The sequence below is a fragment of the Bacillus sp. NMTD17 genome (assembly GCF_002998735.1).
Taxonomy (GTDB): Bacteria; Bacillota; Bacilli; order Bacillales; family Bacillaceae; genus Bacillus.
This window is the reverse complement of sequence record NZ_PVRH01000001.1, coordinates 829,084-848,177: the sequence shown is the minus strand read 5'-3', so window position 1 is coordinate 848,177 and position 19,094 is coordinate 829,084. Positions and strand designations below refer to the sequence as shown.

At 43.5% G+C, this 19,094-nt stretch carries 19 protein-coding genes and 2 pseudogenes; 6 read left to right on the top strand and 15 right to left on the bottom strand.

The genetic code is table 11. The features are described from left to right. Positions 1-5 precede the first annotated feature (5 nt). A complete protein-coding gene (locus C6347_RS04315) occupies positions 6-335 on the bottom strand; it encodes a YuzD family protein (RefSeq protein WP_003212989.1) in 330 nt (109 codons plus the stop codon). 121 nt (positions 336-456) lie between these two features. Between C6347_RS04315 and C6347_RS04310 the strand changes: the two are divergent. Next, positions 457-756, top strand: a pseudogene (locus tag C6347_RS04310) (NifU family protein). Positions 757-805: 49 nt separating this feature from the next. Here C6347_RS04310 and C6347_RS04305 read toward each other — a convergent pair. The 6 genes from C6347_RS04305 to yutH form a co-directional block, all read right to left on the bottom strand. Continuing rightward, on the bottom strand, positions 806-2,776 hold the full coding sequence (locus C6347_RS04305) for an alpha/beta hydrolase family protein (RefSeq protein WP_066030451.1): 1,971 nt from the start codon (positions 2,774-2,776) through the stop codon (positions 806-808). Between the two features lie 304 nt (positions 2,777-3,080). Then, the gene (thrB, locus tag C6347_RS04300; protein ID WP_106071453.1) at positions 3,081-4,013 is read right to left on the bottom strand and encodes a homoserine kinase; all 933 of its coding nucleotides are present in this window, start codon (positions 4,011-4,013) and stop codon (positions 3,081-3,083) included. Beyond that, positions 4,010-5,071 carry a threonine synthase gene (gene thrC, locus C6347_RS04295; RefSeq protein ID WP_106071452.1) on the bottom strand — a complete coding sequence of 354 codons (1,062 nt, stop codon included), beginning with the start codon at positions 5,069-5,071 and terminating at the stop codon, positions 4,010-4,012. Before thrC ends, thrB begins: the two co-directional genes overlap by 4 nt. Further along, entirely contained in the window at positions 5,071-6,372 is a 1,302-nt protein-coding gene (locus tag C6347_RS04290) for a homoserine dehydrogenase (RefSeq protein ID WP_060597237.1), read from the bottom strand. The genes thrC and C6347_RS04290 overlap by 1 nt, the downstream gene beginning before the upstream one ends. 208 nt (positions 6,373-6,580) lie before the next feature. Next, positions 6,581-7,564, bottom strand: a complete 984-nt coding sequence (locus C6347_RS04280; protein WP_106071451.1) for a 2-hydroxyacid dehydrogenase — start codon at positions 7,562-7,564, stop codon at positions 6,581-6,583. Positions 7,565-7,649: 85 nt separating this feature from the next. Further along, positions 7,650-8,678 (bottom strand): spore coat putative kinase YutH, encoded by a 1,029-nt coding sequence (gene yutH / locus C6347_RS04275; RefSeq protein WP_106071450.1) that lies wholly within the window; start codon positions 8,676-8,678, stop codon positions 7,650-7,652. Positions 8,679-8,793: 115 nt separating this feature from the next. On the opposite strand from yutH, the gene C6347_RS04270 reads away from it, so the two are divergent. Beyond that, positions 8,794-9,294 carry a phosphatidylglycerophosphatase A family protein gene (locus tag C6347_RS04270; protein ID WP_060597240.1) on the top strand — a complete coding sequence of 167 codons (501 nt, stop codon included), beginning with the start codon at positions 8,794-8,796 and terminating at the stop codon, positions 9,292-9,294. 42 nt (positions 9,295-9,336) lie between these two features. Here the strand turns inward: C6347_RS04270 and C6347_RS04265 are convergent, their stop codons facing one another. The 3 genes from C6347_RS04265 to C6347_RS04255 are packed head-to-tail and all read right to left on the bottom strand — an operon-like array spanning position 9,337 to position 10,858. Next, positions 9,337-10,110, bottom strand: coding sequence for a TIGR01457 family HAD-type hydrolase (locus C6347_RS04265; RefSeq protein ID WP_106036583.1), 774 nt, complete (start codon positions 10,108-10,110; stop codon positions 9,337-9,339). 18 nt (positions 10,111-10,128) lie between these two features. Continuing rightward, entirely contained in the window at positions 10,129-10,563 is a 435-nt protein-coding gene (locus tag C6347_RS04260) for a DUF86 domain-containing protein (RefSeq protein ID WP_034659878.1), read from the bottom strand. A 19-nt stretch (positions 10,564-10,582) separates the two neighbouring features. Further along, positions 10,583-10,858, bottom strand: coding sequence for a YutD family protein (locus C6347_RS04255; protein ID WP_008346837.1), 276 nt, complete (start codon positions 10,856-10,858; stop codon positions 10,583-10,585). 120 nt (positions 10,859-10,978) lie between these two features. On the opposite strand from C6347_RS04255, the gene C6347_RS04250 reads away from it, so the two are divergent. Further along, on the top strand, positions 10,979-11,614 hold the full coding sequence (locus C6347_RS04250; protein WP_034659879.1) for a YhcN/YlaJ family sporulation lipoprotein: 636 nt from the start codon (positions 10,979-10,981) through the stop codon (positions 11,612-11,614). Positions 11,615-11,653: 39 nt separating this feature from the next. On the opposite strand, the gene lipA is transcribed toward C6347_RS04250, so the two are convergent. Beyond that, a complete protein-coding gene (gene lipA, locus C6347_RS04245) occupies positions 11,654-12,550 on the bottom strand; it encodes a lipoyl synthase (protein ID WP_034660686.1) in 897 nt (298 codons plus the stop codon). A 327-nt stretch (positions 12,551-12,877) separates the two neighbouring features. Here lipA and C6347_RS04240 point away from each other — a divergent pair, with 327 nt between their 5' ends. Beyond that, positions 12,878-13,822 (top strand): M23 family metallopeptidase, encoded by a 945-nt coding sequence (locus C6347_RS04240; RefSeq protein ID WP_223250433.1) that lies wholly within the window; start codon positions 12,878-12,880, stop codon positions 13,820-13,822. A gap of 35 nt (positions 13,823-13,857) precedes the next feature. Here the strand turns inward: C6347_RS04240 and yunB are convergent, their stop codons facing one another. The 4 genes from yunB to C6347_RS04220 form a co-directional block, all read right to left on the bottom strand. Then, positions 13,858-14,622 carry a sporulation protein YunB gene (gene yunB / locus C6347_RS04235; RefSeq protein WP_034282711.1) on the bottom strand — a complete coding sequence of 255 codons (765 nt, stop codon included), beginning with the start codon at positions 14,620-14,622 and terminating at the stop codon, positions 13,858-13,860. A gap of 76 nt (positions 14,623-14,698) precedes the next feature. Next, positions 14,699-15,004 (bottom strand): YunC family protein, encoded by a 306-nt coding sequence (locus tag C6347_RS04230; RefSeq protein WP_034659881.1) that lies wholly within the window; start codon positions 15,002-15,004, stop codon positions 14,699-14,701. Positions 15,005-15,071: 67 nt separating this feature from the next. Beyond that, positions 15,072-16,445, bottom strand: a complete 1,374-nt coding sequence (locus C6347_RS04225; protein ID WP_106036540.1) for a bifunctional metallophosphatase/5'-nucleotidase — start codon at positions 16,443-16,445, stop codon at positions 15,072-15,074. A 61-nt stretch (positions 16,446-16,506) separates the two neighbouring features. Then, on the bottom strand, positions 16,507-17,358 hold the full coding sequence (locus tag C6347_RS04220) for a DUF72 domain-containing protein (RefSeq protein WP_106071449.1): 852 nt from the start codon (positions 17,356-17,358) through the stop codon (positions 16,507-16,509). Positions 17,359-17,679: 321 nt separating this feature from the next. On the opposite strand from C6347_RS04220, the gene C6347_RS04215 reads away from it, so the two are divergent. Together C6347_RS04215 and C6347_RS04210 are read left to right on the top strand one after the other, a co-directional pair. Further along, complete coding sequence (locus C6347_RS04215; protein ID WP_060597245.1) at positions 17,680-18,840, top strand: PucR family transcriptional regulator; 1,161 nt, start codon at positions 17,680-17,682, stop codon at positions 18,838-18,840. A 60-nt stretch (positions 18,841-18,900) separates the two neighbouring features. After that, positions 18,901-19,032 (top strand): annotated as a pseudogene (locus tag C6347_RS04210) (oxalate decarboxylase); the annotation flags it as partial. Positions 19,033-19,094 lie beyond the last annotated feature (62 nt).

The window sequence follows — 19,094 nt, the reverse complement described above, 5'->3', positions numbered from 1 at the left end:
ACAGTTTATTCACTGCTCTCCGTGTAACCGTATTTCTCCATTTCTTGATAAATGTCTTTTAATTTTGGATTGCCCTCTCCAACAATTTGATCCTCCACTAAGACAAGCGGATAAAAGAATTCATCATCAAGAATTCGTTCAGACAATTCTTTTTGGTGTTCGTTTTCTGGCGGGTGCTCAATATCAATATATGTGATGCGAAACGGCTGATTCGGATATTTTCGTTTTAACGCTGCATCTAACCACTCAAATGTGTCTTTTGAAGAAGGCAGATTCACGCAGCTAGCACACAGTACATCTCTTCCATATACATAAAGATCAACGGTTTGATTCATTTGGCAAGCCCCCTATTCTTTCTTTATTTTAGCTGAATTTTCTGTATGAAAAAAGTCAAAATCACTTTTTGTTTCAAGATGAGATTGTGCTATAATGAGAAGGAAACTTTGAAACCAATCAATAGATTTTTATCGTCCAGATGAATATAATGGTGATATGTTGTGAAAGGAGCGATTATATCTAATGACTGAAGTCGAAATGAAAGACCAAGTACAGGAAGTACTGGACAAACTTCGTCCATTTCTATTACGTGATGGTGGAGACTGTGAGCTTGTAGACATTGAAGATGGCATTGTGAAATTACGTCTTCTTGGTGCATGCGGCAGCTGCCCAAGTTCAACCATTACATTGAAAGCCGGTATTGAGCGCGCATTATTAGAAGAAGTGCCTGGCGTTGTAGAAGTTGAACAGGTTTTCTAATTCATATATGACATGAAAACGACCCGAATTCGGGTCGTTTTTTTCATTATTAACTTAACTTCTCTCTAAACCAGTCCTTCATAAAGGTCAGTCTTTGAATACGCTGCCCCGGATGGCCACTTCTGGATAAATCATGAGATGCCTTCGGGAATTTGACGAGCCTTGTGTCTTTCCCAAGCTCCTTCAGTGCTACAAAAAGTTGTTCTGCTTGATCAACTGGGCAGCGATAGTCTTCATCGCTGTGCAAGATGAGAAGCGGCGTCTTCACCTGCTTCACATACTTTAGCGGCGAACGATCCCATAGCTTATCGGCCGAATCATAAATATCCCCATCAATCTGCCATCTTGTGAAGTAATAACCGATGTCACTAATGCCATAAAAGCTAATCCAGTTTGAAATGGACCGCTGTGTGACGGCTGCGCGAAAGCGGTCGGTTTGCCCGACAATCCAGTTTGTCATAAAACCTCCATAGCTACCGCCTGTTACTCCGAGCCTCGTTTCATCAAGTAAATCATAGGCTTTGAGCACATGATCAACAGCCTGCATGACATCCTTATAATCAACGCCACCATAGCTTCCTCTCACACGGTCGCTAAACATCTGTCCGTATCCATGACTGCCATGAGGATTGATATATACGATGGCATAGCCTTCAGCAGCGAGCATTTGAAATTCATGAAAATACGTATAACCATACATCGCATGCGGTCCACCATGAATCTCTAAAATGAGAGGATATTTCTTCCCGTCTTCCATTTGGGAAGGCTTCATAAACCAGCCATGCACCTCATCACCTTCTTTTGACTGAAACGAAAATGGCTCTGGTACCGATAGGACATGCTCCTTAAGAAAGGTGTCATGCTCGAACGTGATTTGCTTTAGATCCGCCTCCCCTAATGTCAGCTCATACAGCTCACTTGGTGAAACGTGCGTAAGCCGGCTGAGCAGCAATTTGGATTCATCTGGATGAAGGCTGAAGTTTGTAATATGTTCTGCCTCTAATCGAACTGGATAGGCTAAGCCTTCAACGGAGAAATAATAAATCCCTGTACTGCCTTGATCAGAAACAAGCGCATAAAACCCCTGGCTATCCTTTGTCCACTGCGGAAGCTGATTGGCTTCGCCCATGACGCTATCTCCTGCCATACAGTTGCCCACATACATATCGAGCATTTCTGACAGCTGAACTACTTTTTCTTCCTTCAGATCATACAGCCATAATGCTGGGAAGGTAGCATTTTGAAATTCGCGCTCATGTCCGATATACACGAGGCTCTCTCCATTTGGAGAAAAAGACACGGTGGAATAAGCGCCAGCTGATTGTGTGATTTTCTTTGTCGTACTGTCCTCTAATGACAGGAGGCACACGTCACTTATGTAAGGTATCTGAGGATTTGATTGAATATAGGCAAGCCATTTCCCGCACGGAGAGACCGTGTGACTCACATGATGATGCTGCCCGCTCGTGACAGCCTCTACCTCTCCTGAGTGGGTATCCACTTGAATGATCTGCGTGAAACGCCCATCTAAATAACCTCTGCCATCTGCTTTATAGGTCAAATCATCATATACCGCAGGAGCGAAATCATCTCGCTCTTCCTTTTTTTCATCATGAACAGATTCTGATTGTTTCAGTGACACAGCCGCATAAATGAAAGCTCCATCTGGTGAAAAGACAGGATGAGATACCCCGTATGGAATCGCCGTTAAGGTGCGCACACCGCCTCCCTGACTCTGAATCAGTGCCAGCTGAGGAACTTCCTTTGGCTTTTGCAAAATAAAAGCAAGCTGCCTGCTGTCTTTTGACCACACTGGCTGATGATGCTTTCCATCCTCAAATGTCCATTGTGACAGCTCCTCTGTCTCTTCATCTCGAACCCATAAATGGATGTTGTAATCATCTTTTTTCTCATTCACCGTGACTTTTGTAAAAACCGCCTTTTTTCCATCTGGTGAATAAACCGGATGAGAAACAGAAACAATCTTCGTTAAATCTTCTGCCGTCATCAATTTCTTCATGAATGTATCTCCCCCTTTTACGCATAAAAAATAGTTCGATCCTCTAAATAATAATCCCTGCTTCTTCCTATAAAAACAAGGATAAAAAAAGAACGTGCAGATTTACAGCACGTTCTCAGATTATTGAAAAAGGGCTAAAATGATCTTTATTTTAGCTCTTTTTCTTCTTTTCAGCGTGATAGAAAACCTTTGCAGTCTAGGAAGGACGAGTACTGGCACGGAGCGAATTTGACATTCGTGAGCACCAGCACGCAGGACTGACACCGAATGCGAGGGTTTGTCTACACGCTGGTAACGTGCATTTTTACAGCACGTTCTTTACTTGATTGACAGGATCATGCTCCACGACAACACCTTCTACCGGTACCGTCAGCAAATCTACTTCGCAATGCGGGAAGTTTTGGGCAAGCTGTTCTAACAGCGCTTCTCCCTTCCCTTTTTCAACTAAGGTTAAGATTGTCGGACCAGCACCACTTAATGCCGTTCCATACGCTCCTTTTAGCGAAGCGACATGCTCTACCTTCGACAGCTCTGGGACGAGCATTGTGCGGTAAGGCTGATGAAATAAATCCTTATTCATCATTTCTCCAACAAGCGGCCAGTTTTGCGTCATTAATGCAGCAACAAGGACGTTGCTCACAGCACTCGCACTGACGGCATGTTTATAGGAAAGATCCTCTGGCAGGACATCACGGGCATCCTTTGTCAGCACTTCATAAAAAGGAATCACGACGACAACATCTATATCCACACGCTGCACTTTGACGGCATGTGTCTTGTCTTCTTCATGAAGACCAATCAGTAAACCACCGAATAATGAGGCACCCGCATTATCTGGATGACCTTCTACCTCACTTGCAAAAAAGAGCTTTTGATCATCCGTCATATTTAATTCGAGAAGCTGATTGGCCAGCTCAATGGCTGCCACAATTGCAGCAGCACTGCTGCCCAGCCCCCGTGCCAATGGAATATCACTCCACACTTTGACATAAACAGGCGGGAGTGTTTTTCCAAAGTGATCTGCGACCTTTTTGGCTGTTTGATAAATTAGGTTGTCGGTGCCTGGTGGAATCCCGGACACGACATCTGTTTCTGCTTCAAACAGCCAGCTATCATGGTCATAGACCGATAGCTTTAAATAGCGGCTGAGCGCCATTCCAACTGAATCAAAGCCTGGTCCTAAATTGGCAGTGCTTCCCGGTACTGTGATTGAAAAAAGCATGGAGGCTTCACTCATACGCGCGCGGCCTTTTCTAAGTGTTCAAGAATTTGATCTTCATCTGCATCGAGTGTGACCGGCTTGATTTGTGAAATATCAATGGCCGTATTCGGATCTTTCAATCCGTTGCCTGTTAATACCGCAACTACTTTACTGCCTGGCTTGATTTCTCCGGATTTCACCTGCTTTAGCACACCTGCGATAGACGCACAAGAGCCCGGCTCTGCAAACACGCCTTCTTCACGTGCAATCAATTGATACGCATGAAGGATTTCCGCGTCTGTCACTTCATCAATCTTTCCGTTTGATTCATCTGCCGCCGCCACAGCTTGCTTCCAGCTCGCTGGATTTCCGATACGGATGGCTGTTGCCACTGTTTCTGGCTGTTCAATCACTTCATTTCGTACGATTGCTGCTGCACCTTCTGCTTCAAAGCCGCGCATGACTGGCAGTCCAGTTCCTTTTTTCTCATGGTATTCCTTGAAGCCTTTCCAGTAGGCGGTGATGTTCCCTGCATTTCCAACAGGAATCGCCAGTACGTCCGGGGCCGAGCCTAGCTGCTCACAGATTTCAAATGCCGCAGTTTTTTGTCCTTCAATTCGGTACGGATTGACAGAGTTAACAAGAGCAATCGGCGCTTTTTCACAGATGCTGCGGACGATTTTCAGCGCATCATCAAAGTTGCCGTCAATCGCAATGATCTCTGCTCCGTACATCACAGCCTGTGCAAGCTTCCCGAAGGCAATTTTCCCGTCTGGAATGATGACGATACATTTCATATCAGCACGGGCTGCATAAGCCGCTGCCGCTGCAGAGGTATTCCCTGTCGAAGCACACATGATCGTATCATTGCCTTCTTCTTTTGCCTTTGCAACAGCCATGACCATTCCACGATCCTTGAAAGAGCCAGTTGGATTGACGCCTTCTGTTTTCACATGAAGCTCAATCCCCAGCTTTTCCGAAAGTTTGGCAAGGTGGATCAGCGGTGTATTCCCTTCATTTAATGTTAGTTTTGGTGTTGATTCGTTTACTGGTAAGAATTCTTGGAATTCCTCAATAAGTCCATTCCACTTCATCAGCTTAAACCGTTCCCTTCTACTCGGTACGTGCTCTTCACTTGAAGCACCACGTCGAGATCGTTTAATTTTTGCAGAATATTTGAGAAATCTTCTTCTGAGGTCCGGTGTGTAATAATCACAATTTCAGCCAGCTCATCATGCCCTTTCACAGGAAGCTGAAGGATCTTTTCAAAGCTGATGCCTCTTTCAGAAAAAATAGATGTAATGCGGGAAAATGCCCCGACTTGATCTCTAACATGAATTCTTAAGAATTGCTGAGCAAATACTTCCGATGGAGATTTGATCTTTTTCTCAAACTGCGGTGCGATAAATCCGCTTCCGTTCACGCCAAGGCGCATGTTTTTCATCACTGCGACTAAGTCTGATACAACAGCTGTTGCCGTTGGGAGACTTCCTGCTCCAGGGCCGTAAAACATCGTTTCTCCTACAGCACTTCCATAGACATACACCGCATTGAATTCATTGTTGACCGATGATAGCGGATGATGATCAGGGAGTAAAGTTGGCTGGACACTGACTTCTACTTTCTCTCCGTCCCGCTGGGCAATTCCGATCAGCTTCATTGTGTAGCCAAATCGTTTACTGAAATTAATGTCTTCATCAGAAACGTCAGAGATGCCTCTGACCTTCACATCCTCTAATTCCACATTCATGGAAAAGCCGAGTCTTGCAAGAATCGCCATTTTCCTTGCTGCATCAAGTCCTTCTACATCAGCTGTCGGGTCTGCTTCTGCAAAGCCAAGATCCTGCGCTTCTTTTAAGACATCTTCATATGCGCTTTTATCGACGTTCATTTTCGTTAAAATAAAATTCGTTGTACCGTTCACAATCCCCATCATCTTCGTAATTCGGTCAGAGGCCAATCCTTCCTCCAGCGTACGCAGAATCGGAATTCCTCCGGCGACACTTGCTTCATAATAAAGATCACAGCCATTTTCTTTCGCAACATGTAAAAGCTCTGTTCCGTAAAGCGCCATTAAATCTTTATTGGCTGTAATGACATGCTTCTTCTCATTTAACGCATCTATTAAATATTGTTTTGTCTCTTCAATGCCGCCCATCACTTCAATAATGACGTCGACCTCTGGATCTCTAATCACATCGTATACTTCAGTTGTGAAGACCTCTCTTGCCACATCCACATCTCTCTTTTTATCGGGATTGCTCACAAGCACTTTTTGTATTAATACCGGACAGCCGATCTGGTGCATTAATTTATCCTGGTGATCTTGGATAATCTTGACGACACCGCTCCCCACTGTTCCTAATCCTAATAGTCCAACTCGAATTGCCTTCACCTGAAATTCCACCTTTCTCCGTCAATGTCCTCTCTAAAAAGACATTTGTTAACCTAACACAGACATTCAATGTACACACATTATAAAGGGGTATCCTCATTTTGACAAGGTAATAAAATAAGAGATTGTCAGAATGAAACCGCTTAACAGCTATTTATATCAAGATTCTATATTTTCAAAATATTTTTGTCAGAAAAGCTCCCGAAACTCAGGGAGCCTTATATGATGAACGAACCGGCGTTTTGGCTTGCTGACCTTGTAAGACAAGCGCAATATTTTCAGCACACAAACGCATCATCGTTTTTCTCGTTTCGACACTTGCACTTCCAATATGAGGGAGAACCGTGACGTTAGGTAATGTTGTTAACGGATGAGACGGGCTGACAGGCTCCTGTCTAAATACATCCAGACCGGCTCCGGCAATTTTTCCTGTCGTGACCGCCTCATATAAAGCATCCTCATCTACAGTCTGTCCTCTTGATACGTTAATAAAATAAGCAGAGTTTTTCATCTGATCAAATGCCTTTTCATTAAACATGTCTTTCGTCTCCGGGGTTAACGGCGTCAGGCAGACGATGAAATCAGACTGCGTGAGCAGTTCCTCAAATGGCGCATAAGTCACGCCGAGCTGCGCTTCTGCCTCTGGCTTTCTTGACCGGTTATGGTACAGCACCTTCATGTCAAAGCCTGCTGCCCGCTTGGCAAGCGCTGTTCCGATACTTCCCATGCCAACAATTCCAAGGGTTTTGTGATGAATATCAGCGCCGGCAAGAAGAAGAGGCCCCCAGCCTGTCCAATTTCCTTCCTTAATCCAATCACTCGCCTCGACAATCCGTCTAGCTGACGCCATCAGAAGGGCAAAGGCTAAATCAGCCGTGGATTCTGTTAATACATCCGGTGTATGACAAATAGTGATATTGCGCTTTTCAGCGGCCTCAAGATCAATATTGTCATAGCCAACAGCAAGGTTTGCGATCACCTTAACATTTGGAGTTTTTGATAAAAGGGCTTCATCTACTTGATCTGACAGCATGGTGAGAAGCGCATCCGCTTTAGCTGCTTGTTTTTCTAATTCTTCTCTTGGACATGGCTCATCCTCGCTCGGCCACATCTCAATATGAGCGACTTCTTTTAATGGTGTAAGTGATGCTTCATCCAGCTTTCTTGTGATATAGACATATGGTTTCGTCAAGAAGAACACTCCTTTGATTGATTTCTTTAAGCATAACGAAAAACGCCTCAAGAGAAAAGAGACGTTTCATCTGTTCACTGAAACTTCAATTCCCTGGACCTGTGATCCAGCCAACTGACGGTATCGGGCTCTCGCCGCTTCGCATGGCACTCATTTCTTGAAAGACCTTCAGAAAGTATTCATAGCGATTGGCATCATTTAGGACGTAATCTAACCGCTCTTCATAATATGATTTTTCATTTTCTCCTGACATGTAGTAGCCTTCCACAATTTCAAAATAATGAAGCGGGAACAACAAGCGGCTGTATAACAAACGCTTAGAAAAGGAAGAAAGAGGTGTCACCTGCTCATATTGCTGAAGAAAGGAGAAGCCTTCTTCAATTAAATCTTCCTTATGCTGGACAAAGGTTTCTCTTAAGTATTCGGCAATATCCCGGGTTGGATGATCAAAGACCCAATCTACAGGTAAACGAAGCGGCTGCTCATGCGGCCAAGTCCTCCGCGAAAAACGCTGGTGGCAGACAGTGCCTGAGTCACATTCCCTCGGTTCATCATCAAGCTCAGTATCCACTAAATATTGAATGGCATTTTCCGTTAATCCAAGATAATACGGAAAGGATTCGATGAATTTTTTTTCAAACTGTTCCAGTGGTTTTTGGTGCATTTGCTGCATCCAAAAGCCTTCAAGCTGATCTAACCGTTTTGCCCACAATTCCTTCCAGGCTCCCACACGTTTTGTTTCAGATACCTCATATGGAAATCCTCTTCCCCTGACATGAAAGGCCGCCAGCTCTGATGCCTGCTGAAACGATCTGCTTGAGATCGGCGGTGCTGCCTTTAATAAAGCATACAGCTCCTTTCCATGAGTAAAGGTGGGCTTCTCTTCATTTGTTAATTCAAATACAGCGACGTATGGGTCTCCGGCATTCAGTAAATACTGACTGATATGATACAGCTCTGTGAGTTCTTCTTCTCGCAAATGAGACACAGGAACAATGATGAAGAGAGTCTCCGACGTTTGAAAGCTCTGATAACTGCCATATGGCATAAATTGACGCACATCAATACCAAATGTGTGATAAATGGTTTCTTTCATGTTTTCACCTGCGTTCATATGATCGATCTCTTATCATATCGTAGTCGCAGGTTGAGGGATTTATGAATACTATTTACTATCCGAAGCTTTTTACACGTTGTGGACCAAATTACGAGGATTGGGTGAGGAATATATGCCGCATCATCATGAGATGAACGAAGTAGAAAAAACAGCAAGACGCCGTTTACAAGAACGAGGCGTATCCATTCAAGATATAGCAGACCTTGTCTACTTTTTACAGGAAAAATATCATCCTGGCTTAGACATGACAGAATGCATCCACAATGTGGAGCGTGTCATCGCAAAACGAGAAGTCCAAAATGCGATATTAACAGGCGTCGAACTAGACGTACTAGCCGAGCAAAAAAAGCTAACCGAGCCGCTTCAGTCCATTTTAGAAACAGACGAAAGCCTGTATGGTGTTGATGAAATTCTATCCTTTGCTATCGTCAATATTTATGGTTCGATCGGCTTTACGAATTACGGATATATCGATAAAGAAAAACCAGGGATTCTCGGGAAACTCAATGATAAATCCACAGGCGAGTGCCACACCTTTTTAGATGACATTGTCGGCGCCATTGCTGCTGCAGCATCAAGCAGGCTTGCACATAGTACGAGAAATGCGGAATAAAGCAAAAAAGAGGACGCGCGCGTAACGCTTGTCCTCTTTTTTTTATGATAATCGCTCAATCCACTCGGATAATGAATCAATGACATAGGTTGGCTGTTTGTCATACTTCTGAAGCAGCTCTTTTGTTGTCACGCCTGTATGAACGAGTAATGTGTCCATTCCTGCATTCATCCCTGCCATAATATCCGTATCATAGTTATCACCCACCATAAGCGTCTCAGACAGATCGGTCCCGAGCACCCTCATCGCTTGTTCCATGATGATGGATTCTGGCTTCCCGATAAATGTTGGCTTGACCGTAGTAGTGACAGTCAATACAGATGTTAAAGAGCCGTTGCCTGGCAGAAGTCCTCTTTCTGTTGGAATGGCAATATCACCATTTGTTGAGACAAATTGTGCGCCTTGACGAATGGCAATCGCACCTACTGCGAATTTTTCATATGTAATGTCTCGGTCAATTCCAACAACAACGAAATCAGCGTCTTCCTGACCGAACATTAGCCCTTTTTCTTCAATGGCCTGCTTGATTCCTTCTTCACCGATAACGTAAACAGACGCGTCTTTCTTTTGCTCGGCAATATAATTGGCTGTCGCCATACTTGTTGTAAAGACTTGTTCTTCAGTTGCTGGAATATCGAATGAAACAAGCTTGTCTGCTACCTGCTTCGGCGTGCGTGACGAGTTATTCGTGACAAACAAGTAAGGAATGTTTAGCTCATTTAACTTTTGAACAAATTGACCTGCTTCTTCGATCTTTTCTGTTCCTTTATACATTGTTCCGTCTAAATCAATTAAGTAGCCTTTGTATTTCATGATGCTCACAACTCCAATGGATTATTTAAACGCTGATACTGGGCCAAGCTCCTGCTCCAAGTAGGTACGGATGCGGCTTGGGAAAACCTCTAGCGCATGCTCAACCTCGCTGATCACCTGCAGCAAGTCGTGATGAACCACTTCCTGGTATTGCTGCACAAGTGTTTTACGACACGAGACAAGCTTTTTCAGCTGACTGCCTTCCTCTTCGGGTACAACCTTTTCATCAACAAGAATATCCATGATGTCATCATAGCTTCCTGGATCACGCATAATAAAGCCATCAATCATATCATTTCCCGTATCAAGAATACATTCGACGAGCAAATGAACAATTCGTTCCAGCGCTTTTTTCTCTAGTGGACTTGTCCATGTTTGATGACTGCGCATCAACTCATATTGCTCCTCGAAAAAACGTAATGTCTCTTCAATTTTTTTTCTGTCTACGAAATACATCATGACGCTCCCCTTTGCGTTATTTTCTGATTCGTTTTAAGACAAAATAGGCACAGCCAAAATTACAGTATTCATAAATGTATTCATCGAGTGTGCTGATTTTTGTATCAAATGTGGCCTTTTGGTTTTGGTCATCAAAGAACCCCTTCAGTCTCAGCTGATTGTAGCCCCAGTCCCCCACAATATAATCGTACTTATTTAAAATATCTGAGTACCTTGCTTTAAACGCTTCTTCATCAAAACCGTCTTTAATCTCTCTTACAAGATCAAAAGTAGCATTCTGAATGACGATCATCTTCTCACCTCTTTTTAAACGATCCATCTTTAATGATAATTCATTGGAAGAACTCCATCAATTGCTAAAGCATGTTTTTTCCGATTTAGCCGAAGCTAAAGAAAAAAGGAGGTCACATTTATGAAGAAACAACTGACAGCCGCGATTCTCCTCAGCATGCTTTTAGGCGGGTGCGGCTTTCAATCAGGTATGAACCGGCAAGTGGATGAAGATTCTTCAAGTAAAACCATCCGTCTATCGGATCGTCATGAAGGAAATAATTCCAACATGCCAGAAGCAGACACAAACAGAGCAGGATATGTTCGTTATCAGCGCCAGCAAGTAACGGATCAGAAAGAAAGAACACCTGCTTTAAATCGCGAGCATCTTGCCCACGTCATTACAAGTTTAACTGTGCAGCTCCCAAACATCAAAGATGCAGCCACACTTGTGACAGATGAGGATGCACTGATTGTATATCGAACAGGAAACAAAAACCGGGATGAATCTGCCGATCAAGTAAAGAAAACGGCGGTTTCTGTTCTCCCTCGTTATTATCATGTATACGTCTCTGATAATCCAGAGCACTTTCAATCCATTGCCAATTTTTCACGTCTTCAAACCAATTCACGTGATTTTGATCAAATTTTAACCAAAACGATTCAACAAATGAAATATTCCCCTCAAGGTGGAGATATTTCTACGAAAGAAGATGCAAATGGTATGACGAATTCTGACCGTACCATGAGAAGAAACGCCCCTTACGGCCAAAATTAATATGAGAAAAAACGCCAGAGATCTCTGGCGTTTTCTTTGTTATGCTTGCGCCTGACGCTTTTTAGACGCTTCGTTTACTTGTTCATCTGCATGGTAGGAAGAGCGCACAAGCGGTCCAGCTTCACAATGGCTAAAGCCTTTTGACATCGCAATTTCTTTCAGCTCTGCAAACTCATCCGGATGGTAGTATTTTTGAACTTTCAAATGCTTTTTCGAAGGTTGTAAATACTGACCAATCGCCATAATATCCACGTTGCTCGCAAGAAGATCATCCATGACTTCAATGATTTCTTCCTTCGTTTCACCTAGTCCAATCATAATGCTTGATTTCGTTGGAATGTCGGGCTGCATTTCTTTTGCGCGGCGCAAGAATTCTAATGAACGATCATATGTAGCACGTGCACGAACCCTTGGCGTTAATCTGCGAACTGTTTCAATATTGTGATTTAAAATATCAGGACGTGTGTCCATTAACGTCTTCAAATTATCGTAATTGCCGCCCATGTCTGAAGGGAGAACTTCAATTGTCGTGAATGGGCTTTTTCTTCTAATGGCACGAACGGTTTCAGCAAACACACCTGCTCCGCCATCCTTTTGATCATCCCTTGCAACCGCTGTTATGACAGCGTGCTTTAAGTTCATTAAGGCTACTGAATCTGCCACGCGTTCTGGCTCTTGCAGGTCAAGCTCAGTTGGAAGTCCTGTTTTCACCGCACAGAAACGGCATGCGCGCGTACAAACAGATCCAAGGATCATAAATGTAGCGGTTCTTCTCACCGCCCAGCATTCATGGATATTCGGACATTTTGCTTCCTCACAAACGGTATTCAGGTTGTTTTCCCGCATCATTTTTTTCAAACCGGTATAGTTTTCATTCGTATTCAGCTTAATTTTAAGCCAGTCCGGTTTTCTTACGTGCTCTTCCTTCTTTGCCAATTCCATCATCTCCATATGAATTCGTTAAAGGTGCATCTACAAAAATCTTCCTGCTATATACGATGGATGCAGCTAAGAAGCTGCAAAAAATTGAATCTTCGGCCTAAAGCCTTTTCTTTAGACACTTTAACATAGTACAGATTGAACAACAAGGGAATGAGCTGCAAAAATACCCAAAAGCCTCCTAAAAAAACCAGAAGAAAATTACTAACATTTTCTTCTTATGAAATAGGATGATCTAACCACACTAAACGGTAGAAGACGATGCTTGATGAAAGGAGATGGACGTTTGTGAAAGTGGTTTTAGCCATCATGATCGCTCTTTCAATGCTTCCTTTACCTGTTCATGCACAAGGGGAAGGCAAGCAGCCAGATGTACTGAAGCAGCGAATGGCACTATACGAAAAAGTCGCCATCACGACACAAGTTCCATGGTATGTACTTGCTGCGGTTGATCAGTATGAGCACAATATTCGAAAAAGCAGAAGAGATTTACCGAAACAAAAAGGCATCATTGGTATCTACATTCCCCGGGAAATGTGGATCGGCCCTGAAAACCCGAATAAGCAGGATACCTCTCCTTTAAGCATTAAAGTGTTTGATGGAATTGGACTTGATGGAAACGGGGATGGAAAAGCGAACAGCGATGACGATGAGGATGTATTATTCACGTTTGCTCAATACTTGCTTCATTACGGCAGCAGCATTGATCAATTAAAAATTGCTTTATGGGACTATTATGGCCGAGATCAAACCGTTGGAATCATTTCATCTTTTATGAAGCTATATCAGCACTATGGCCATCTTGACCTCGGAAAGCATGCTTTCCCTCTTCCGGTTGGAGCTGACTACAGCTACCGGAGCACATGGGGAGATGCAAGAGGATTTGGAGGCAGAAGAATTCACGAGGGCACGGATTTATTTGCCCATTATGGACTTCCCGTTCGTGCGACATCGTATGGCGTGATTGAAATGAAAGGCTGGAACCGCTTTGGCGGCTGGCGGATTGGTATTCGAGATATTCATAATCATTATCATTACTTCGCTCATTTAAATGGCTTTGCAAAAGGACTCAAAACAGGTCAAATTGTTGAACCCGGACAGGTCATTGGATCTGTCGGAAGCTCCGGTTATGGCCCCCCAGGCACAGCAGGAAAATTTCCGCCGCATCTTCACTATGGCATGTATAAAGACAACGGCAGAACTGAATGGTCATTTGATCCATACCCTCATTTAAGGGCGTGGGAAAGAGCTGAGCGGAAACGCAAATAAAAAAACAGCCCAATCATTCCTTGGGCTGTTTTTCATTATTCTTTCTTCTCCTTTTTCTCTGGGAGAACAATCGATGGAGCGCCTGAGTTTGTTCCACTGCCGTTATAATAATCTGGTACGTCCCCTTGAACGGCTTGTATGGAGACGGGAACTGAGTTCTTGACCACGATTGTTTCAGATGCAAACGGGATGATGACTCTCACCTTGACCTCGATCAGAACACTAATATCAATCAAGGCATTGTTGATGCCATAGGGCTTAATATTTTTTTCAACGTCCGTATGCGGGTCACCAATGACACTAAAGCGTACAGGCACTTTTGGCCCTAGATTGGCGATGAGTGCATTTCCAGACGCTTGCCCAAGCGGAATGTTATATATAATGCCGTCATGTCCATCTGTTTGATCCTTTAACGCTTCTTTTGCCTCTTTTTGAAAGTTCCCCTTTTCAATGTCCTCTAAATTTTTTTGAAGATGACGTGACAGATCAGCCATTGCTTTCGATGTTGCCTGCGCATTAAAATCGATGGTCGTTACTTTTCCGTTCTCACTTGTATTCATGACCACCATATCCTTCATATTCTCCTGATCGTCTGCAAAGTCTTGAACAGAATATTGAATCAGATGATTGGCGATACGCTCTGTTTCTAGTTCAGCAATGTGAATAAGGGTTGGTTTAATTGAACGGTTAATAAAAAATAGACTAATGACGGTTGAGAGTACAAAGAATAAGATTGCAAGCAGCATGACGTATCGAAATGGCAAAGGGCCCTTTTTATAGGGGCGATAACGGCGGTTCATTCTCAATAAAAAATCCCCCCTTCTCCACTACAAGTGTATGCAGACAGGCGGGGGGATAGGAATCATCTATCCATTTTTATTTCACCATTTTTAATAATGCGTCTCTTCCATTGGTTCCAGCTGTAATGCCTAGCGCTTCTGCGGCGTATGTCACAGATTCTAAAGGGGCATCAAGCAATTGCTCAATGGTCCTCACACCAACTGCTCTCCCTGCGATAATTCCTCTATCTGCAAGCTTTTCATTTAAGAGCCCGACATCCAGTGCACCGCACATAATATACCCATGTTCATTTGTCACCGCCATAAAATTCGTCTTCGGCAGTTTGACGGTGACGGCTGTAAAGGAATGTCCATCAATTTTAATAGGTGTTAAATTCACCAAATCCCTTCACTCCTCTCATCACAATCTATGTGACAAGAGGGCGAGTGTTGTTAGGCTAAAGCGGATTTCATGTGGTTTCCTTCAGGCGCCAAGTAAGCACATCACGTAAAAATTCCGGCATGAAATATTCAATGTGTTCATGGTCACGGATATGAGGAAATAGAGAGCCTAATGTATACATATCGACTGTGCCAACCGTATAGGAAGCGTCCTTTTTGATCAATTGATCATGTACAAAGACATCCTTTACCCGTTTGGTTTCGCCTTCTTCTACTGTAAAGGTGAGGCCGCTATACAGCATTTTCCCCATCAGCTCACCTCTAAAGCCGAAGCCCTTGATGCGCAGCTGTTCCATTTTTTCTTCACAGGCACGCCGAACGGTTTCGATGAGCTGTTGACCGGTAAGCGTCACCCGAATGGGATTAATGGGATGCGGGCAGATTCGGTGGACTTCTTCTCTTGTCACGATTCCTGCCTCTAATGAATCAAGCACCATACCTGCATTCATCATGCCGATATCTGCCCCGCACCAATCTTTAATGGCATCTGTTAAGAGCTGCGGAAGCGGGGATTCATCAAACCACTTCGTTTCTAACCTTGACTCAATCGCTGTTACTTTTTCCTGCATGAGGGCTTTGGCTCTTCTTTCTGCTTGCTGTAAGGTAGTGATGGCTTCATCTGATTCACTGATCAGCTGATCCACTGACTGCACCGTTGCTTTTTTCTCGATCAGCTCTTTGCGCGCTATGTCAATTGTCAGCTCGACACAGCCAATATAATGCCCATACTTTTCAGCGCATGCAAGCAGCACCCCATTGTTCATTTCACCCTGTTCTAACAAATGATGCGTGTGCGAGCCTAGGATGATGTCGATGTCAGGGAAATCACGGGCGACCTCCCGATCATGGATGATACCAAGATGGGATAAGAGCACAATGACATCCGCCTGTCCCTTCACTTCCTGCAGCATGACCCGTATGCTGTCAAACGGATCTGTAATGTCCCAGCCCAGCTTTTCATAGACGGGTGTATACGCAATGGTCACGCCTAAGAGACATATTTTCAGTCCGTTTTCCATTTGGATCATATGATAGGGCTTTGCCCACGATGGCCTTTTGCCTTTCTCAAATAAATTAGACAGGACCACTGGAAATTGTGCATGCTCGTACAATTGATCCAGCTGATCATGAGGCAGCGTAATGCCTTCATTATTCCCAATCGTGACCCCGTTATAGCCAAGCTGATTGAGGAGCTTGACGTTTACCTTTCCATAATCAGCTTCTGACACAAGGTTCACTCGGTCCATATGGTCGCCAATATCAAACAAGAGCATCTGATCGTGAACTTGACGCTTTTCTTCAATATAAGCTGCGATTTTTGGCCAGTTCTCAAAGTGGCTGTGCAAGTCGTTTGTATGATATAACCATAGCTTCTGCAGCATGTTGATCTCTCCCTCAAGTTGTCACTGAACCGTCATTCAGGTTGAAAGCCGCAGCTCTCAATTAACTAAATAAATCTAACTGCTTCGGAGAAAGGCTTGAATACGTAATATCCAGCAAATCAATCATCTGCTGGCCATTCGCCGCTGCATCTCCGCCGGAGTTATTATTAAACACGACATAGACATCTTTTGATTGCTGATGCAGAATGTCGAGATTCTTTTTCCACTCTTTTAATTCAGCTTCATTATATAAATATAAGTATCGCACTTCACGCCAATTCTCATGGTCTGCTGGGTGAAGCCAGCCCTGTTTATTTCTTCCGTGAAAACGGACCAATGTTTTATCACGGTGCGTAGCTTGTATGACTGACGGAATGGAACCTTCTCCAACTTGCGGCTCATCACAAACAGAATGAATCCATCCTTCTTTTTCCATAAAGGACAAGGTCTGCTCATAAAATTCATCTGAGAACCATGTGCGGTTACGGAATTCGAGGGCACATGGAATGTCACCCATCTTCTCTTTACACCATCTTAAATAGTGGACGTGCTCTTTTTTGCAATCAAACCATGGTGGAAATTGAAACAGAACCATGGCTAGTTTCCCTTCACGAATGAGCGGAGTCAATGAAAGAATAAATGCGTCAAACATCTCTTCCTTCGAAGCAAACGGAATTTCGCCCCTCTGATGCCCGGTCATTCCTTGATATGCTTTCACGACAAATTGAAAGGTATCTGGCGTATCCTTGATCCACTTTTCATGATTACGCTCAGGCTGAACCGCATAAAAGCTGGCATCCAGCTCCACAATGGGAAACGTTGATGAATAGTGAAACAGCTTTTGAGCGCTGCCGATTTTCGGCGGATAAAGACTGTCATGGTCTCCCCAGCCAGTTAATCCGATATAAATCATGTTTCTCACCTCTTGCCACTCTCATGTATAGACGGCTTCCTCACATGAAAGCCTTTTTCTCTTGTGATACCCATATTTCTGAAAGAAATTCTTCTGTCTACAACATATCATATTTGCCCGTAATTCTGAATGAAGATGACTGACGGTACGTGATTTTGTCCTGACGCTCTGTTTGTTTGTGATATTAGTTGACAACTTTCTATCTAAAATGATTTGAGCTGATAACATAAATTGCATATCAGAGAAGTTACCAGTGATTGTCCATTTATTTATTCATCTTCACCAAGAGCTTTAGTTCTCAATAAAGGAGACTTAGTGGATATGAACATAGACGATAACCAGTTTGAAGCATTGCAAAAAATCGCCGAAAGGATTCTCAAGCCTGTCTATTTGTGTAACCAGCATGGACGTATTCTCTGCAACTCGCACACCATGATCACGAGCCCAGATTGGATTCGCATTCTCCCCTTTTTCCAAAGAAGGACACCCCATTATTTTTCGATGATATATGCGAAGCAAACCTTTTCCGTCTTTCCGATTGATCTAACCGAACAAACATGTGAGTATGTGGTCATCCCTTCCTTCATTCCTCCGCTGGATGAAACACTGCAAGTCTTCATTGCACAAGCAGTAAACGAAATCTCAATTGCGCGAATGAGACAATATACTGCCCAGCAAACGGCCAAGCGTGCCAGAAATGAAGGGTTTCGCAGATGGATAGAGGGTGCATCGTATTCTCAGCAAGACGCTGCATACATTGCGAAGACGTTTGGATTAAACGTAGAAAACAGCTATCTATGTATGATCTGTCAGCTTGATCATTGTCATGAAACCACTCATTTTTTGAACCAGCAACTGATGTTAGATCAAGTCGTTGATCTACTTGACAGCGCACTTCCAAGCTCTCCTTTTCCTTCCTTTCTGTTTGTCAAAGGTGATATGGGCATTGTATTAATGGAAGAGACAGGAAGTTGGTCAGAGATGAGTGGCAGACTCCTCTCTTTTTTGAAACAGTTGCAGATGCTCGTTAGCATACAAGCGAATCACACCATTTCCTTTGGCGTGAGCTTGACTAGTTGTCGCATCACCCATCTGTCTGAGGGCTACAGTGAAGCATTAGAGGCTCTTCAAGCCGGACATCTCTCGTCGCAGGCGGAATATATTCAGTTCTATCAGGCAAAGGATGTGCCAGATTTATTGAAGCTTATTCCAAGAAAGGATTTAGTCACGTTTCACCAGATGCACCTTCACCCGTTATATGAAGCTGGTCAAAACCTCCTCCACACCTTATCTGTCTATTTAGAAACGCATTGCCACATCTCAGAAACAGCGAAACGTTTGTCTATTCATCGCAACACGGTCATTTATCGATTGGAGAAGTGTGAGGAGCTGCTTCGGATCAGCTTAAAAGACCCTGAAGCTACATTAAGGCTGCGCTTAGCATTACGTATTCAGATGCTTCTCTCACACCATCCTGATTGAATGTTTTCTGCCGAAGCTTCATATAGTTTGGAGGAGAAAAGTGATACACGAGGAGGCAAAAATCGCTTTGCAGATATTTCGTTGAATCAGTGGATGGCCTTAACCCCTCCTCAATTAGTGAAAGAGCATTTACATGTAGATGATGCCATGATTCGTGCGCTTCATAAAGAAAAATCACCTGTCGTTACATAGTAAAAGGTGATGACCATTATAATAAAACCGATCAATCTGTGCTGATCGGTTTTTTTATAAAC

Bases quoted from the DNA above. Each gene is read 5' to 3' on its own strand.
- C6347_RS04315 (WP_003212989.1), bottom strand. From the start codon at position 335: ATGAATCAAACCGTTGATCTTTATGTATATGGAAGAGATGTACTGTGT.
- C6347_RS04305 (WP_066030451.1), bottom strand. From the start codon at position 2,776: ATGAAGAAATTGATGACGGCAGAAGATTTAACGAAGATTGTTTCTGTT.
- thrB (WP_106071453.1), bottom strand. From the start codon at position 4,013: ATGAGTGAAGCCTCCATGCTTTTTTCAATCACAGTACCGGGAAGCACT.
- thrC (WP_106071452.1), bottom strand. From the start codon at position 5,071: ATGAAGTGGAATGGACTTATTGAGGAATTCCAAGAATTCTTACCAGTA.
- yutH (WP_106071450.1), bottom strand. From the start codon at position 8,678: ATGAACGCAGGTGAAAACATGAAAGAAACCATTTATCACACATTTGGT.
- C6347_RS04270 (WP_060597240.1), top strand. From the start codon at position 8,794: ATGCCGCATCATCATGAGATGAACGAAGTAGAAAAAACAGCAAGACGC.
- C6347_RS04260 (WP_034659878.1), bottom strand. From the start codon at position 10,563: ATGTATTTCGTAGACAGAAAAAAAATTGAAGAGACATTACGTTTTTTC.
- C6347_RS04255 (WP_008346837.1), bottom strand. From the start codon at position 10,858: ATGATCGTCATTCAGAATGCTACTTTTGATCTTGTAAGAGAGATTAAA.
- C6347_RS04250 (WP_034659879.1), top strand. From the start codon at position 10,979: ATGAAGAAACAACTGACAGCCGCGATTCTCCTCAGCATGCTTTTAGGC.
- C6347_RS04240 (WP_223250433.1), top strand. From the start codon at position 12,878: ATGCTTCCTTTACCTGTTCATGCACAAGGGGAAGGCAAGCAGCCAGAT.
- yunB (WP_034282711.1), bottom strand. From the start codon at position 14,622: ATGAACCGCCGTTATCGCCCCTATAAAAAGGGCCCTTTGCCATTTCGA.
- C6347_RS04225 (WP_106036540.1), bottom strand. From the start codon at position 16,445: ATGCTGCAGAAGCTATGGTTATATCATACAAACGACTTGCACAGCCAC.
- C6347_RS04220 (WP_106071449.1), bottom strand. From the start codon at position 17,358: ATGATTTATATCGGATTAACTGGCTGGGGAGACCATGACAGTCTTTAT.
- C6347_RS04215 (WP_060597245.1), top strand. From the start codon at position 17,680: ATGAACATAGACGATAACCAGTTTGAAGCATTGCAAAAAATCGCCGAA.